The organism is Psychrobacter sp. NPDC078631, from assembly GCF_050268165.1.
In the GTDB taxonomy this organism is placed as follows: domain Bacteria; phylum Pseudomonadota; class Gammaproteobacteria; order Pseudomonadales; family Moraxellaceae; genus Psychrobacter.
The window spans coordinates 34557-50666 of the sequence record NZ_JBNNGG010000004.1; the positions used below are offsets into that span (position 1 = coordinate 34557).

Annotated in this window: 16 protein-coding genes; 3 read left to right on the forward strand and 13 right to left on the reverse strand. The window is 40.6% G+C overall.

What is annotated here, in order from left to right; all coding sequences use genetic code 11:
- Positions 1–179: 179 nt before the first annotated feature.
- From ACQKCP_RS11175 to ACQKCP_RS11200, 6 genes are all read right to left on the reverse strand, one after another.
- Positions 180–749: a DUF421 domain-containing protein gene (locus tag ACQKCP_RS11175; protein ID WP_427612380.1), complete on the reverse strand. Its 570-nt coding sequence runs from the start codon at positions 747–749 to the stop codon at positions 180–182.
- Positions 750–1016: 267 nt separating this feature from the next.
- Positions 1017–1229 carry a cold-shock protein gene (locus tag ACQKCP_RS11180; protein ID WP_057758834.1) on the reverse strand — a complete coding sequence of 71 codons (213 nt, stop codon included), beginning with the start codon at positions 1227–1229 and terminating at the stop codon, positions 1017–1019.
- Positions 1230–1592: 363 nt separating this feature from the next.
- Positions 1593–2024, reverse strand: a complete 432-nt coding sequence (locus ACQKCP_RS11185; RefSeq protein WP_427612381.1) for a hypothetical protein — start codon at positions 2022–2024, stop codon at positions 1593–1595.
- A 297-nt stretch (positions 2025–2321) separates the two neighbouring features.
- Positions 2322–3338, reverse strand: a complete 1017-nt coding sequence (gene ilvC, locus ACQKCP_RS11190) for a ketol-acid reductoisomerase (RefSeq protein ID WP_101204856.1) — start codon at positions 3336–3338, stop codon at positions 2322–2324.
- Positions 3339–3472: 134 nt separating this feature from the next.
- The gene (ilvN, locus tag ACQKCP_RS11195) at positions 3473–3970 is read right to left on the reverse strand and encodes an acetolactate synthase small subunit (RefSeq protein ID WP_057758828.1); all 498 of its coding nucleotides are present in this window, start codon (positions 3968–3970) and stop codon (positions 3473–3475) included.
- Positions 3970–5682, reverse strand: a complete 1713-nt coding sequence (locus ACQKCP_RS11200; RefSeq protein WP_427612435.1) for an acetolactate synthase 3 large subunit — start codon at positions 5680–5682, stop codon at positions 3970–3972. The genes ilvN and ACQKCP_RS11200 overlap by 1 nt, the downstream gene beginning before the upstream one ends.
- Before the next feature lie 976 nt (positions 5683–6658).
- Here ACQKCP_RS11200 and ACQKCP_RS11205 point away from each other — a divergent pair.
- Positions 6659–7156 (forward strand): DUF4124 domain-containing protein, encoded by a 498-nt coding sequence (locus ACQKCP_RS11205; RefSeq protein ID WP_379543847.1) that lies wholly within the window; start codon positions 6659–6661, stop codon positions 7154–7156.
- Positions 7157–7177: 21 nt separating this feature from the next.
- Here the strand turns inward: ACQKCP_RS11205 and ACQKCP_RS11210 are convergent, their stop codons facing one another.
- Positions 7178–9001: an NAD(P)H-hydrate dehydratase gene (locus tag ACQKCP_RS11210; RefSeq protein WP_427612382.1), complete on the reverse strand. Its 1824-nt coding sequence runs from the start codon at positions 8999–9001 to the stop codon at positions 7178–7180.
- 244 nt (positions 9002–9245) lie between these two features.
- On the opposite strand from ACQKCP_RS11210, the gene queG reads away from it, so the two are divergent.
- The gene (gene queG / locus ACQKCP_RS11215; RefSeq protein WP_427612383.1) at positions 9246–10403 is read left to right on the forward strand and encodes a tRNA epoxyqueuosine(34) reductase QueG; all 1158 of its coding nucleotides are present in this window, start codon (positions 9246–9248) and stop codon (positions 10401–10403) included.
- 146 nt (positions 10404–10549) lie between these two features.
- Here the strand turns inward: queG and lysM are convergent, their stop codons facing one another.
- The 6 genes from lysM to ACQKCP_RS11245 all read right to left on the reverse strand — a co-directional run bounded on the left by lysM (position 10550) and on the right by ACQKCP_RS11245 (position 15062).
- On the reverse strand, positions 10550–11059 hold the full coding sequence (lysM, locus tag ACQKCP_RS11220) for a peptidoglycan-binding protein LysM (protein WP_057758817.1): 510 nt from the start codon (positions 11057–11059) through the stop codon (positions 10550–10552).
- Positions 11060–11341: 282 nt separating this feature from the next.
- Positions 11342–11578, reverse strand: a complete 237-nt coding sequence (acpP, locus tag ACQKCP_RS11225; RefSeq protein ID WP_057758815.1) for an acyl carrier protein — start codon at positions 11576–11578, stop codon at positions 11342–11344.
- Positions 11579–11848: 270 nt separating this feature from the next.
- Positions 11849–12577, reverse strand: a complete 729-nt coding sequence (fabG, locus tag ACQKCP_RS11230) for a 3-oxoacyl-ACP reductase FabG (RefSeq protein ID WP_057758813.1) — start codon at positions 12575–12577, stop codon at positions 11849–11851.
- Positions 12574–13542 (reverse strand): ACP S-malonyltransferase, encoded by a 969-nt coding sequence (fabD, locus tag ACQKCP_RS11235; protein ID WP_191114795.1) that lies wholly within the window; start codon positions 13540–13542, stop codon positions 12574–12576. Before fabD ends, fabG begins: the two co-directional genes overlap by 4 nt.
- Positions 13543–13967: 425 nt before the next feature.
- Positions 13968–14150 (reverse strand): 50S ribosomal protein L32, encoded by a 183-nt coding sequence (gene rpmF, locus ACQKCP_RS11240; RefSeq protein ID WP_057758809.1) that lies wholly within the window; start codon positions 14148–14150, stop codon positions 13968–13970.
- 318 nt (positions 14151–14468) lie between these two features.
- Positions 14469–15062 carry a YceD family protein gene (locus ACQKCP_RS11245; RefSeq protein WP_102077932.1) on the reverse strand — a complete coding sequence of 198 codons (594 nt, stop codon included), beginning with the start codon at positions 15060–15062 and terminating at the stop codon, positions 14469–14471.
- 182 nt (positions 15063–15244) lie between these two features.
- Between ACQKCP_RS11245 and ACQKCP_RS11250 the strand changes: the two genes are divergently transcribed.
- Positions 15245–15988 (forward strand): elongation factor P hydroxylase, encoded by a 744-nt coding sequence (locus ACQKCP_RS11250; RefSeq protein ID WP_427612384.1) that lies wholly within the window; start codon positions 15245–15247, stop codon positions 15986–15988.
- Positions 15989–16110 lie beyond the last annotated feature (122 nt).

Here is a 16110-nt window from a genome sequence, read left to right on the forward strand (position 1 = left end):
GCGTCATAAATTTGTCAACACTCTATAATAAATAGTCTATAAGCGCATCATTTCATGATTTTCATGGTTCAGTAGCTTAAAATACTCATACCCTTTATAGCATTCTAAGACTTAGCTTTACTTAATATTTTGTTATTATTTATCTCTTCAAAGTTAACGGATAAGAATAGTTAATCGAGTCAGATCTGCGAATTACCATTCTTACTAGCACCAAGCAATAATTCACTATCACGTATATCATCAAATAAAGACCAATCAGGTTCAACGTCATTATTCTTGATGACACTCATATCACCTGTCGTCTCCATAATCACTGCAAACACTTCTGTTTTCGCTTTGATACCATTTTTACGCAGCACTTCTTGGACATCGCTGGTGCTAAGATTGGCCTCTTTTAAGTTGTCTTTTAGATACTCACCATGAGCCATTAGGATAATAGCTTGATTATCTATCAGAGCTTTTAATGGCTTTATCTTACGTCTGATAACTGAGATAACGCCCTGAATTAAAAATAACACCGCAACAGCAAATAACCCTTGAAATAGAGAGGGTTTATCTGACAATACCGTCGACGCCAATATACTACCAATACCAACGGTCATTGCAAAATCATGGCTTGATAACTTGGAAAAACTGCGTAAACCCATCAATCGAGTAAACAACATCAGCCCTACATAAAAGCCTACTGCAGATAAAGAAATACCGAGCACTTGTTGCCAGTCAATTGAAAGCCAGTTTTCCCACTTCATAATACAACCTTATCTATTTCATCTTTATTAAATTATTGTTCGTTATTACCTGATGATATTGACTGTCAAAATCAATAGCACTTTACATTAGCAACACTTTGGCATACCAAAAAAATCCCATAAAAAAAGCAACCTGATAAGAGGTTGCTTCTTTTTAAAGTCGATACAGTATTTTTATTGTTTTAACAAACAAAGTAATCAATGCATATTGATAATCTTGTTGTTATCAAGCTTACTGGCAAACAGTTAGCTTGATAATAAATGAGATTAGATAGCTTCGATTTGCTCAGCTTGTGGGCCTTTTTTGCCATCACCTAAGATGAAAGACACTTTTTGGCCTTCGGCTAGAGTTTTGAAACCGTTACCTTGGATAGCGCTGTAGTGAGCGAATACGTCTTGTCCGCCGTTATCTTGAGCGATAAAACCAAAACCTTTAGCTTCATTAAACCACTTTACAGTGCCTTCAACTTTATCTGACATAAATTTTCCTGACTCTTTAACTGTTGGCGAGACTTGTGTCATCACCGATTAATTGATATATACCCTAATATTTTCTGCTAAATGCGGCGACCAAAAATGCTAAATAATCTTAAAGAAAATTTGGATTTTTTGCCTCAAATATTTTGAGTACAGTCTGATTATAACAGTTTTCCATGGTAGGAACAGTCTAAATTGCTGATTTTTGTAAATAAATACTAACCATTGTTGCAAGTTAACATCGATAGTAATCAGTTCCATATCTTATTGATATAAAATAGTTTTTATTTATAGACGTAATACAAATTCATCAGTAAACCACTAATTAAATAAGTCAACATAGATGATAGTAGGTTGGAATGTCAATCACTGCAATGGCGATGTTGGTAGCCATGCTGAACTCAATACGAGCAAACATAACGCAAAAAACACCAGTGAAAACGACTGACTATAGGCAATATACTTGGTTGGAATGACCAAGTCTTTAGGAGAGTCAGGGATGCCTTTGCGTTTCAGTAGCTTGGTGCCATATATCCAACCAAAGGTCGTGTATATGCCATATGCAGCAGGCACTGCGATAGCTAACGGGGTCAAATCAATAACGTATAAAATCACTACCGATATAAAGAACCATAGAGTATCTAACAATGAACTGACTTTGAAGAATTTAGATTGAGGCAGTTTACCATCGGTCTGTTTGAGCATCTCCCCTTCTATCCAAATTAAAACTGCTACCACAGCGCTAAGAGTAATATATACGAATTGCGGCGTTAGCCAGTCTGAATAAGATATTTGCACAGCATACAACCTATTATTTATAGAAAGTGAGAATGAAGCATCCGCCCGCTTCGAATACTTAGAAACGGGTAAGAACAATGATGAATGTTAATCGCAAAGGCGCTTTGGCCAATGTTAAGGTGCCTGCTTATATTGGGCAGCAATTAATGGTTTTCAACCGATAACCCAGATTCAAATCAAAGCGAAAAGTATCTATCAAATACTTTGCATAAAAAAACCCATGCTATCAAGTGATAACATGGGCTATTTCATCTAAATCAGATTTTTATCTGAATAAGACTTTTATCTGTATAAAACTTAGTTTTTGTCTTTATCGATGATTTTGTTACCACCGATCCATGGCATCATGCCACGTAGCTTAGCACCAGTGATTTCGATTTGATGATCGGCGTTGTTACGACGACGCGCAGTCATTGATGGATAGTTGGTTGCGCCTTCAGAGATGAACATCTTCGCGTATTCACCAGACTGGATGCGTTTTAGTGCATTACGCATGGCTTCACGTGACTGCTCGTTAATAACTTCAGGGCCAGTAACGTATTCGCCGTATTCAGCGTTGTTACTGATTGAGTAGTTCATGTCAGCGATGCCGCCTTCATACATCAAGTCAACGATAAGCTTTAGCTCATGTAGACATTCGAAATAAGCCATTTCTGGTGCATAGCCCGCTTCTGTTAGCGTCTCAAAGCCCATTTTAACCAGCTCTACTGCACCACCACAAAGTACGGCTTGCTCACCGAATAGATCCGTTTCAGTCTCATCTTTGAACGTTGTTTCGATGATGCCTGAACGACCACCACCAACGCCAGCAGCATACGATAATGCTAACTGTTTGGCTTGACCAGAAGCGTCTTGATAGATAGCGATAAGATCAGGAATACCGCCGCCTTTAGCGAACTCTGAACGTACAGTATGACCTGGTGCTTTCGGTGCAACCATGATGACATCAAGGTCGCCACGTGGGACAACTTGGTTGTAATGGATTGCGAAACCGTGAGCAAAAGCTAATGTCGCGCCTTCTTTAATGTTTGGCTCGATCACATCATTATAAAGCTCTTTTTGGAACTCATCAGGCGTCAAAATCATGATAACGTCAGCAGCTTTTACCGCTTCTTCTACTTCAGCGACTTTTAAACCAGCATTTTCAGCTTTTTTCCATGAGCTTGAGTTTGCACGTAGACCAACAGTTACATCGACGTCTGAATCTTGTAGGTTAAGCGCGTGTGCATGGCCTTGTGAACCGTAACCGATAATAGCAACTTTTTTACCTTGGATAATAGATAGGTCACAATCTTTGTCATAATAAACGTTCATAAATAGAGTCCTTGTTCTCAATCATGGCTTGCCATGGATAGTAAACGCTTATGCTGTAGTCGATATAATAACTAAGATAAGCGCTTTGTTGATTAGATAAATAACTATTGGTTTAAACTGGTTTTGATAAATAATTAAATGCTTAGGGTTTTTTCACCGCGGGCAATACCGATAACACCTGAGCGAACCACTTCCATAATGCGCTCACGGCCAATCACATCGATAAAACCATCAAGTTTGGCTTTGTCGCCCACGATTTGAATCGTATATAAGTTCGAATTTACATCGACGATTTGTGCGCGGAAAATATCTGCGCTACGTTTGATCTCTTCACGAACACCGCCTGTTGCACGGACTTTAATGAGCATCAATTCACGCTCAACGTGTACGTTCTCCGTCAGATTAAGCACTTTAACCACTTCAATCAATTTATGCAATTGTTTGGTGATCTGCTCAATTCTTTCAGGTGACGTAATGGTCGTAACCGTTAGACGTGAAATACTTGGGTCATCAGTAGGCGCGACGTTCAAAGTTTCGATATTGTAGCCACGTTGTGAGAACAAGCCGACTAACCGCGACAACGAACCCGCTTCGTTTTCCATCAATACCGAAATCAGATGTTGTTGTTGCATTAGGTACGCTCCCCTTTTGTTAACCACATATCACGCATGGCCTGTCCAGCGATTTGCATTGGATATACATGCTCATTACGATCGACGTAAACATCGATAAATACCAGTTTGTCTTTCATAGCCATTGCTTCAGCCAATTGTGCTTCCATAGTCGCAGGGTCAGTAATTTTGATACCGACATGACCATAGCTTTCAGCCAATTTGACAAAATCTGGTAAGGAGTTCATATAAGACTGGGCATGACGACCTTCATACAGCATATCTTGCCACTGCTTCACCATACCAAGCTGCGCATTGTTAATGTTCAGAATTTTAACTGGTAAGTTATATTGCAAGCAGGTCGATAGCTCTTGGATATTCATCTGAATAGAGCCTTCACCAGTAATACAAACCACATCACGCTCAGGATTGGCAAGTTTGGCAGCCATTGCATATGGCAGACCAACACCCATGGTACCAAGACCACCTGAATTCAGCCATTGACGTGGCTCATTGTAAGTATAGTAAAGCGCCGCAAACATCTGATGCTGACCGACGTCACTTGTGATAATAGCGTTACTGTTAGTCACTTTATCTAAAGCTTGCACGACACTTTGTGGCTTAATACCATTATCTGTGCTGGTGTCATAGCGCAAGCCATGACGCTTACGCCACTCATTAATTTGTGACCACCAATCGAGCAATGCGTGCTGCTCTAACTGCTTGTCTTGACCAACAATATCTAGCATGTCCGTTAAGACTGACTTCACATCACCTACGATAGGAATGTGCGCAAGAATCGTTTTTGAAATTGACGCAGGATCGATATCGATATGAATGATGGTTGCATTAGGGCAGAACTTTTTGACGTTGTTGGTCACACGATCATCGAAACGCGCGCCGACAGCCAAAATCACATCAGCATGATGCATACTCATATTGGCTTCGTAAGTACCGTGCATGCCAAGCATACCTAAGAACTGACGATCAGAGCCAGGGAATGTACCAAGACCCATCAAAGTATTGGTCACTGGTAAATTCAGACGATGTGCAAGATCTGTTAACTCTTCGTGCGCATTGCTCCAAATCACACCGCCGCCTGCATATACAACAGGACGCTGCGCTGCTAATAGCGTTTCAATTGCTTTTTTGATTTGACCGCTATGGCCTTTGAGTGAAGGCTGATAAGAGCGTATAAAAACTTCTGCTGGATATTCGTAAGCAAATTTTTCGCTAGGCGCAGTCATGTCTTTTGGCACATCAATGACGACAGGGCCTGGGCGACCAGTCTGGGCAATATAAAATGCCTTTTTTACAATCATTGGAATTTCGCTAGCATGACGTACTTGGAAGCTATGCTTAACGATAGGACGTGATACGCCTACCATATCTGTTTCTTGGAAAGCATCTTCACCAATTAGGCTGCTTGGCACCTGACCTGCGATTACAACCATTGGTACAGAATCCATAAAGGCAGTAGCAATAGCTGTCACGGTATTGGTCGCACCAGGGCCTGATGTGGCCAAGACGACGCCAGTATTACCAGTCACTCGCGAATAAGCATCGGCCATGTGGCCCGCTGCTTGCTCGTGACGTACTAAGATGTGCTCAATATTTTCTTGCTGAAACAGCGCATCATAAATGTGTAGGACCGCGCCACCTGGATAGCCAAAGATGTATTCGACACCTTCGTCAGTCAGTGCTTGCACCAGCATTTCAGCGCCCGATAGCATCACAGGCTGTGCACTACCTTCTGCAAGACGTTGTTGCTTTTGTTCAAAATTTTTGGCGGCATTACCCGTTTGGGTATGTCCCGTCATGTTCGGACTTTGCGTGGTTTGCGTCACTGTCATCACCTTTTTTTGCGGCGAGAATTTGCGGGATTCCATGAGTAAAAATAACTACTTACCGTCGTTATTTTTACTTACTGAATGATCGCTAATTCTTGTCCATATCAAGAATATCTGCCCAATAGGTTTAATTAACACTGTCTCATAGGACAATACTAATCAAACATAGCAGTGTATTTTAGGTCAGCTTTGTGATGGATGTTTATCGACATACAGTGACAAGATGCGAGTGCATCTATAAAAGAAGACGCTTATTATTGAGATTCGATACTAGCAAGTACCTATAGTGACTTTATTTGTACAGATGTATCGATATACACAAGCAAAAAAACTTCATAGCCAATGCCAAATTATAAGATCTTTAGAACTTACAATAGGCTTTGGTGAAACCTCTTAACGGCGTACTATATCGCGTTTGATACAACTGCTAAAAACACATTTAGCACATTTCAAATAATAAGTTTATCTTAGTCATTGTAGACAGATAAGTCCGGAGACAATGTATCGCTATCAATAGTAGTCGTTGTGCCACTATGCTTGCTATATCATTATCACAAAGGAAATAAAACTGCGTAAGCTACCGATAAGTAACTCGTAGTTCTCATTCTCAAGTGCCACGGCAACATCGTAAAAGCCGCTCACTGACCAATCAACTGCTATTATATTCGATGGTTTACGAGTTATTGTCAAGAAAAACTTCTAAAGCCTATCCCAAACTATTAGTTATTAAATAATATACATTGATAAGTATTATTTGCTAGAATCAGAAGTAGATACATTATTACTACTAATTAAACGCTCAAGTGTTATATTTACACCTATATACATTTGATTTTTACTACATGAGAGGATTGCTATTATGGCATATGCGTCTAAGATAAATACCGCAGCCAAATTATTAACGAGTACCGCGTGTATGCTAATGTTGTCTATGAACGCCAGTCAGGCTATTCAGGTTTATAAGTCTATCGGAGCGCATGGCGAAGTTAAATATAGTCAACATGCCCCTCAGATCGGTAAAAATATCGAACTGATTGAATTTCGTAGTGACGGTAGACAAAGTAACGCAGGCCAAATGGCAGGAAAAACAGATCCCAACCAGAGTAATAATGCCCAAACTGCAGAAGAGCAAAGAATTGCACAACTAGAAGCACGTATTAAAGAGCAAGATGCAAAAGAAAATGCTCAGCGCTGCCAATCACTACGTAACAATTTAACTAACCTCAATGTCGGCGGCCGTATCTATGAAATGGATGCCAACGGTAAGCGTCAATATCTAGATGGTCGTGAAATTGAGCTTAAGCGCGAGCGTGTACAGCAGGCGATTGATCAATACTGTGCTAACTCTTCTACTTAACTCTCTATCTCAAGCAATACATCAAACTATCATAAGCTGCATTACATGACGAATGGCTGCTAGCATATCTTGAGCTTGTAGCCCTCGTTGCCCCACTAGCAATGTATTGGTGTCGCTATTCGCTTGATTGACTAATACATCTCCTGCAAACCCATGTATAAGAACCGCTTGATGCAAGCTACGTGCCTCTGCTGATAAATCTTGCTGTGCTAATAGTCCAGCGGTTACCCCAGATAGCACATCACCCATGCCAGCGGTTGCCATACCAGCATTACCCACATTACAGACATATACTCTTTCTTTTCCCTCTTCTTGTTCTAACACTAACGATCCTGCCCCTTTTAATACCCAGTCACCACCATATGTTGCAGCGCACTGTTTTATAGCTTGCAGTCTATTGGACTCAATCTCACTTATCTTTTGCTCAAGTAATCTAGCTGTTTCCCCACTATGCGGCGTCAAGCAAACCCGATGATTAGCACTATATTCTCGTAGCTTTGTCGCCAGTTCATGACTGTCCATGTGCAGCGATGCTAAGTGATAAAGTCCATCTGCATCGATCACGATTGATTTTTCATTCTCTATAGCAGCCTGTACATAATCAATAAATAATGCTTTGGCTTTTTTATCACGGCCAAGGCCCATCCCAATGGCAACGACACTAGCCTGCTTAATCAAACCTTTTATGCCGCTTGCGTCATGTAGATTAATGGTCATCGCATCTGGCAATGAGGTCAATAGTGACCCATGAAAAGCCTCATGGCAGGCAACTGTTATTTTACCAGCACCTGTCGCCATCGTACTGGCCGCAGACAGTATGGCAGCACCGCCCATACCTTGAGAGCCATCAACGCGATTTCCACCAATAATTAGCACATGACCATAGCTACCTTTATAGCTGTTCTGGCGACGTGGCTTCATACTATGCGCAGCCGTCAGCAGCGTGGCAACTGGCTCAAATACTTGACTGGCATTTTTCTGAGCTACCATATAATGGCTAGCTGTTTGCGGACATGCCATTTGATGAGGTATCAACGGTATATCGACTATGTCTCCGCTATAGTCTGTACCATCTTTAGTATGCAGACCAAACTTACGCGCAATCAAACATAGAGTTACGTCAGCTTGTATCGCTATGCGCTCGAAAACTTCACCAGTAGAGGCCACTAACCCACTCGGAATATCAACTGCTATTGCCAGTGCGTTATTTTGCTGAGTAAGACTATTGAAGGTATTGATAGCTAATTCATAAATACCTTCTGGTGCACGATCTAAGCCAATACCAAATAATGCATCAATATAAACATCAGCTGGCAAGTTTCCTTTATCCGCATCATGGTGACTAATAATGTCTTCAAAGCATTTATAGTGACAGCTGCTAGCTAGGGCTATCTGTAATGCCTTTGTCGCGTCCGTTATATTTCCACTATCGCTATCTTTATTGCTAGGAGTTTTAGAAGTTACTGGTTGGTCATCGATAATCAAATCATCTTTACTAAAGCCAACCGTTATTACTTCTACTTGCCAGCCAACTTGCTGTAAATAATGAGCGATAAACCAGCCATCACCACCATTATTACCTTTCCCTACCCAGATACTTGCTCGACGAGGATGAACACTACGGTGATAAACGTTAGTATTAGTAGAATGGTTGGCACTGACGGTTTTTCGCTCATAAACCTGTTCTATTTGCTGTGTCATTTGCCAAGCGGCTTGTTTCATCAAACCAAAACTGTCGTATCCTTGTGCAAACCAAGCGTGCTCCATCGCATAAACCTGCTCACTATTATATAGCGCAATAGGTTTTGTATTTTTTATAGGTGATAAATTGGTATTATTTCTCATAACTTATCCTTGATGTTTCTACTCATTTTTTATTTTATCTAAAGTTGGTTGCTCATCTCTCATATCAGCTTAGCAAAAGCTTACCTCGACTTATGTATCAATATGAATGTGAGTTTATTTTCTTTTATACTTGCACTCATTGCTCACTGGCTTATCATAGCGGTATTTACATTATCTCTGATTGTCAGATATGAATAATCTGATTAAAACAAACGAGAAAACATCTAATAAGCACCTACTCTCTATGCCTACTGATAAAAACAAAATTACCATTACCAATCCAACTGTATTTACAACCACAGCTGATGTTAAGCAGTGGATTACAGCACAAGCACAGGAACTAGGATTTGCTGATTGTGGTTTTTTATCCGTACATCATCCTTTGTTTACTAAGCAGATTGAACAACTACAGAAGTGGCTAGATAAAGGTTATGAAGGTCAACTGCAGTTTATGCATAATAATCATGATCTGCGCGCTCATCCTGATCAGCTAGTCGAGGGCGCAAAGACCATCATTAGCGTACGTATGGACTATCTAACTCAAGCACCCACACCGCGTGCTGTCACTGATAACGATCACCCTAATAAAGGCATCATTGCGCGTTATGCAAGAGGGCGTGACTACCATAAAACAATGCGTAGTCGTTTAAAGCAATTGGCTTTAAAGATAGAAACAATGCTTCCTGAATGGCAACATTTGGAAATCGGTTTAGAAAAAGAATTTGTGTTTAGACCTTTTAGCGATTCGGCGCCTATCTTTGAGCGGCCTATTGCAGATGCAGCAGGTCTCGGTTGGACAGGTAAACATACACTACTGATAAATAAGCAAGCTGGCTCGTTTTTTGTGCTCGGTGAGCTATTTTTGAGCCTTAAGCTGCCCGACGACAAACCAGTCAAGGAGCATTGCGGTAGTTGTAGCGCTTGTATTGATATATGTCCTACTCAAGCAATTGTAGCGCCCCATGAGCTCAACGCCTCTGCTTGTATCTCTTATTTGACTATCGAGCATGATGGCGTCATCGATACCAAATATAGACGCGCGATTGGCAATAGGGTCTTTGGCTGCGATGATTGCCAGTTAATCTGTCCATGGAATCGTTATGCCAATCTTACGACCGTTGACGACTTCGCACCAAGGCACAGATTGGATAATAGTAGCTTGCTTGAACTATGGCAGTGGCAAGAAGCCGATTTTATGAAGAACACTCAAGGTAGCCCGCTAAGACGCACCGGCTATGTGAATTTTTTACGTAATATCGCTATCGGACTTGGCAATGCTAATGCCAGCTTAGAAATAGTTGAACAGTTAAAATCTAAATTAACCATACATAATGACATGCTAGATGAGCATATCGAATGGGCTCTAGCTGAGCAGCATAGTAGGCTAGACTCAACCAATTAACCAAGCACTTAATAACTATCAAATATCCCTGAGATAAAATGGTTATTTGAAGTGTACAACATAAAAAAAGCCTCTTAATAATAAGAGGCTTTTTTGATTAGAATGTCACATTTAAAATATTATCTTTCTATACGCTTCTTCTAGAATTATGGCTTTGGAATACGTAATACTTGACCTGGATAGATTTTATCTGGATCAGATAACATTGGTTTGTTTGCTTCAAATATCTTCATATAATCGCCAGATGAACCATAAACTTCTTTAGCAATCTTAGATAAGCTGTCACCAGACTTTACCGTGTACATCGTAGATTCAGGCGCATCTTCTTCAATATCGATGTTATCAATAACCTTTGCAACGTTTTGCACGTTACCGATAGCGATAATTGCTTTTTCACGATCAGCTTGAGTTTTAGCATTACCACTGATTTCTGCGGTATCTGTAGAACCGTTATATTTAATTTTTAGGTTACTGATATTGAGGTTTTGCTGCTGAATACGGCGCAACAGAATATTAGCCACTGATTGTGCACTCGGCTCGCTACTTTGTACTGGTGTATTAGCATCTGCTTTCGTTTCTGTCTTAGCATCATGTTTTTCGTCATCACGGTTAAAAATCTTATCACCGATATCTTTTGCAAAGCTAAACATACCCATATATCTACTCCTTGAAATATTATTATTTGTCATTCTTTTAATAAAACACGCAATCAAACAATATTTTAAATGTCTAACTGGCATCTTTTTCTACGACTTACTGTTACGAGTATAGATAAAGTGAGTCGATGTAGATAGTAATAGTATGTTGAATAATGTTGAATTGACGTAGTCAATGTTAAATTCGATTGCTGCGTTTAAAGATAATAATCACACGCCCATAAAAAAACCGCCTATCTAATCAGATAAGCGGCATTATAAATCTGCTAAATAAGTAGCAAATTATAGTTGGGCTTGTACGTAATCGATTGCTTTTTGAACAGTAGTCAATTCTGCAGAATCTTCATCAGGAATAGTGATACCAAAATCACTTTCAAATGACATAACTAATTCAACTAGGTCTAAAGAATCTGCACCTAGGTCTTCCATGAATGAAGCATCGTTGTTGATGTCTTCAACATTCATACCTAGTTGCTCAGCTACTGCTGCTTTTACTCTTAGCTCGATATCATTACTCATGTAGATCACTCCGTTATCATCTATTATTTTTAATAAACTGCTATATCGCCTTATTTAACGCTATAGCATGGTATATAAAATGCGTTTGCCAGACCAGCAATGCTGTCTGAGTACTCTATGACATGTTATACAGTTTGTCTGATGTCTAATAAAGCCCTGTTATCATACAGGGCTTTGACTCAAAAGTATCCGTCATTATAGCACCCTTTATTATAGTTTACACTCGTTCACACAGTTTTTTATTATAACTATGTAACGCTCGTATATTGACTACATATACATGCCGCCATTGACAGGAATGACAGCACCTGTGATATAACTGGCCTCGTCGCTAGCCAAGAAATGTACCGCTGCAGCGATGTCTTCTGGCTGACCAAGACGGCTGATAGGTACAGCATCTAACATAGAGTTCAATAGGCGCTCATCAAGCTCATCTGTCATATCCGTTTCGATCAAGCCTGGTGCCACGCAGTTAATGGTCACTTGGCGTGAACCAATCTCACGGGCAAGCGTACGGCTAAACCCTTCTACGCCAGCTTTGGTCGCCGCATAGTTAGATTGGCCTGCATTGCCCATTTGAGCGACGACAGAGGTAATGTTGATAATACGACCACGGCGTGCTTTCATCATACCGCGTACGGCACGTTTACTCATGCGATATACCGATGTCAAATTGGTATCGATGACATTTTCCCAATCTTCATCTTTCATACGCATCAGTAGACCATCTTGGGTGATACCTGCATTGTTAACCAATACTTGCACCGCGCCATAGACGCTTTCGATCTCTTCAAACAGTTTGTCAATTTGAGCAGTATCACGTACGTCTAAAACACGACCAATACCACCAGTGTCATGAAGGTAGTCATCGATAAGCTCAGCGCCTTTTTCAGTGGTCGCGGTTCCAATGACAAAATGTCCTTCTTTGGCAAAACGTTTGGCCACTGCTTTGCCAATACCTCGGCTAGCGCCAGTCACTAATGTAATCGTACGGCTCATGATAACACCTCCAATAATTTTTCTAGACGGGCAGGCTTGTCAGTAGGATAGCTGGCGATTGGCTGCGCCTGACGCTTCGCCAAATTGCTCAGTACATTACCACTGCCACATTCAATTAAGATATTGATTTGCTTGTCAGCCAGCTCTTGCATGGTTTTTGACCACAGTACTGGCTCGCTCAGCTGTTCGGTCAATGCTTGCTTGATACCGACCGCACTGGTTTCGACGCGTGCATAGCGATTTTGTATAACAGGAATGGTTGCCTGATCAAACTTGATACCCGCTAGTATCTCAGCCAATGCATTGCTGGCAGGTTCCATAAGTGCGCAATGAGACGGCACACTCACTTTTAGAGGAACAGATTTTTTGCCAGTATTTTTGACTTTATCAATAACAGCATTAACACCAGCAGCGTTACCCGAGATAACCACTTGTCCTGGACTATTGAAATTGGCTGCACCGACTACTGCATCTTCGACGTGTTCGGTTGCTTGTTCACACAGGTTTTCGACTCGGTTGTCTTCTAGTCCTAATACTGCAGCCATAGCAGTATCTACACCTACAACGGCCTCTTGCATCAACTGACCGCGCTTATGTACTAAAGTGACGGCATCACCAAGCGATATCACATTGGCAGCACACAGGGCACTGTACTCGCCTAGAGAGTGACCAGCTAAATAACAAGGCGTCTCTTCTATTTTTTGTTGTAAGACACGCCAAATAGCAATACTAGCTGTCAAAAGCGCAGGCTGAGTATATTGGGTTTGATTGAGTTTTTCTTCGTCCTGACAGATTGCCCACAAATCCTCACCAAGCGCATCACTCGCTTCGGTAAATGTATCGCGTATCTCTGGATAGATTTCAGCAAGCTCACTCGTCATTGCGACTGCTTGAGATCCTTGTCCAGGAAAAATGACCGCGATACGAGCGGGTTGCTTTTTTACCATATCGGGTACAGAAGCCATAACCAATATTCCTTATCTGATTAGAAATATCCCTAAAAACAATGGGGTGTATTATATTATTAGATGTTATACAAAGCCGCTACTTCAAGTATTTATGCAAGAAAACGGATTGTCAGTAAACTATACACTGACAGACACGATTATCATAGCGGATGCAAACCAAACAGCAAGAGTAACGCTGCCCAAGTTAAAGGAGCAGATTATATCAGCACATTTTTAAATCTACTAAACATAACAAGCGAATTAAGCAATAAGTCTAGCTATAAATAACAAAAAGCCAAGTTATCCAGCCACATAATATATGATAGCGAAATAACTTGGCTTTTTTCAGCTCAAAGCTTATTGACTAATGATAACTAGGCAAAAATAATAATAGTCACCAGTACTATTATTATCTTCGCCTAAGCTATCATAGAGCCAATGTCTTAGGCGTCTTGGCTGACTTTGAACAGTTGACGACCACGGTAGAAACCATCTTTAGTCATGTGATGACGACGATGTTTTTCACCAGTAGTAGCATCTACGCTTAGTTCAGCAATTTCCATACGGTGATGTGAACGGCGCATGTCACGACGAGAACGGCTTTTACGACTTTTTTGAACAGCCATGATATAGCTCCTATACTTAAAAGGGATAAGCTTGAAATTCAGCTTAAGTCGATACTGACAGAGGCTATATAATCATAACAACCTAAGTCTTAAGCATCATTAGTTAAATAGATTGCCACTCACATAAAGCACTGACCAAGGCTGAATCCTATAAAAAATTTACCCAGTCAGTTTCTATCAGCAAGCAACAGGTTGCTCGAATGCAATAAACCGGACATTATACGCATGTTTATTAAATTAATAAAGCCCTGCCTTGCACTCTTCTGTACAAAGCTGATAAAAGGTTTTTTAAATGCATTGAGTAGATAATTTTGACGCTTATAGTTTGCCTTTTAGCGAGGCTAAAGCAGCAAAAGGATTTTCACCTTCCTCTTCTTCTGGTATTTCACCAAACTGCTCAACAGACATCTCACAATCGTCATGCTTTGGTGCCATTGGTGTTTTGAGCAAGATCTCGTCTTCTACCAACTTCTTAAATGGTAACAGGCGCTCTGGAGATTGCTCGGTAACAATTTCATCCAGCAATAAATAATCTTGTTCATCTTTAACTAGGCGAACCTGACTATCGTTTTCTAGTAGCGCGATGTCATAATCATCAGATAAGTCTATCGCGATTGGTTGTAAGCAGCGCTGACAAGTTAGCCAAACATCACCTGTTAAAGTAAATGCTAAATGCAAGACGTTGTTGCGACGATACAAGTTAGCGTTGAGCTGTATATCTGACTGCTCATGTTCAGTGCTCAGAGTAGTAGCAAGACGATCAAACGAGCTTGGTTTGACCTCTCCTGACCATTCATAACCAGTGTCTGCCCACTTATCTAAAGAGATGTGCTCAGGCATGCCAGTAGATACAGGCGCTTTTTTATTGTCAGCGTGAGGTGCTGACGGTTTAGTTTCTGGAGTGCTTGACATGCGCGGCCTCATTCATAAAAACGGTGTATAATATTGCCTGCCATACTAACGGAAAGTGCCATATTCTGCTAGCGCTAGTATGTTAAGATTTTTTGATAATAAATTTGTTTAAGCTCTTTTACTACTTACCTTTTTACCTAAAGTTTTTTGTCTTTAGTATTTATTAAGTCAATGTCTTCTCTATGAATCTATCCGATAATAAAATTAATTTTTCTGATTTACTTTCTCCTACTGAAGCAAGTTCGTTGCTACAACAGCTTACTCAGTTGGGGAATCATACTGAAAATTCAGCCAATAACAAACTGCATCTTGATAAAGATAAGTATTTAAATGAATTAAGGAGTCAGTGGCAAGAATTGTCTAGTAATCAATCTGACGATACTCATACAGCAGAATTGGTAGTTGATAGCGAACGATTAACTACCGATTGGCTCATACAGCTATTTAATACTTTATTCGCTGATCAGCAAGTTATATTGGTTCGTAGCAATGACGAACCCGAGTATTTTCCAGCTCAAAATGATAAGCCTGCCAGAATTGAGTTCGCTCATGGCTTTTTTGCCAGTGCTTTACATGAAATTAGCCATTGGTGCGTAGCTGGTGACGCTCGTAGAGAACTATCTGACTTTGGCTACTGGTATGCTCCAGATGGACGATCAGCGGCGCAGCAGCAGGCATTTGAGCGTGTAGAAATCAAACCTCAAGCATTAGAGTGTTTATTCACCTTGGCGTGTGGGCGAAATTTCCAAGTCTCACAAGATAACTTGTTTGCCGACTTCGACACTAGCAGTAGCACCTTTGCTATTGATGTCTATCAGCAGGTAGAAGGCTATATAGCCAAACCTCATACTCTGCCGCGTGACGCTAAGACTTTACTGACTGCGTTACTTAGCGCTTGCATTTTTCCATCTGAGATCAGCGCTTAGTTTAAATTACTAAGCGTTCCTACTTATTAACGATTTTCTACGGTTGGTAACGCCTTGCCACTAAACTTATATCTACTTTGAGCTATACTGGTAACTGAAGTGGTATTTTGAAGATATCGATC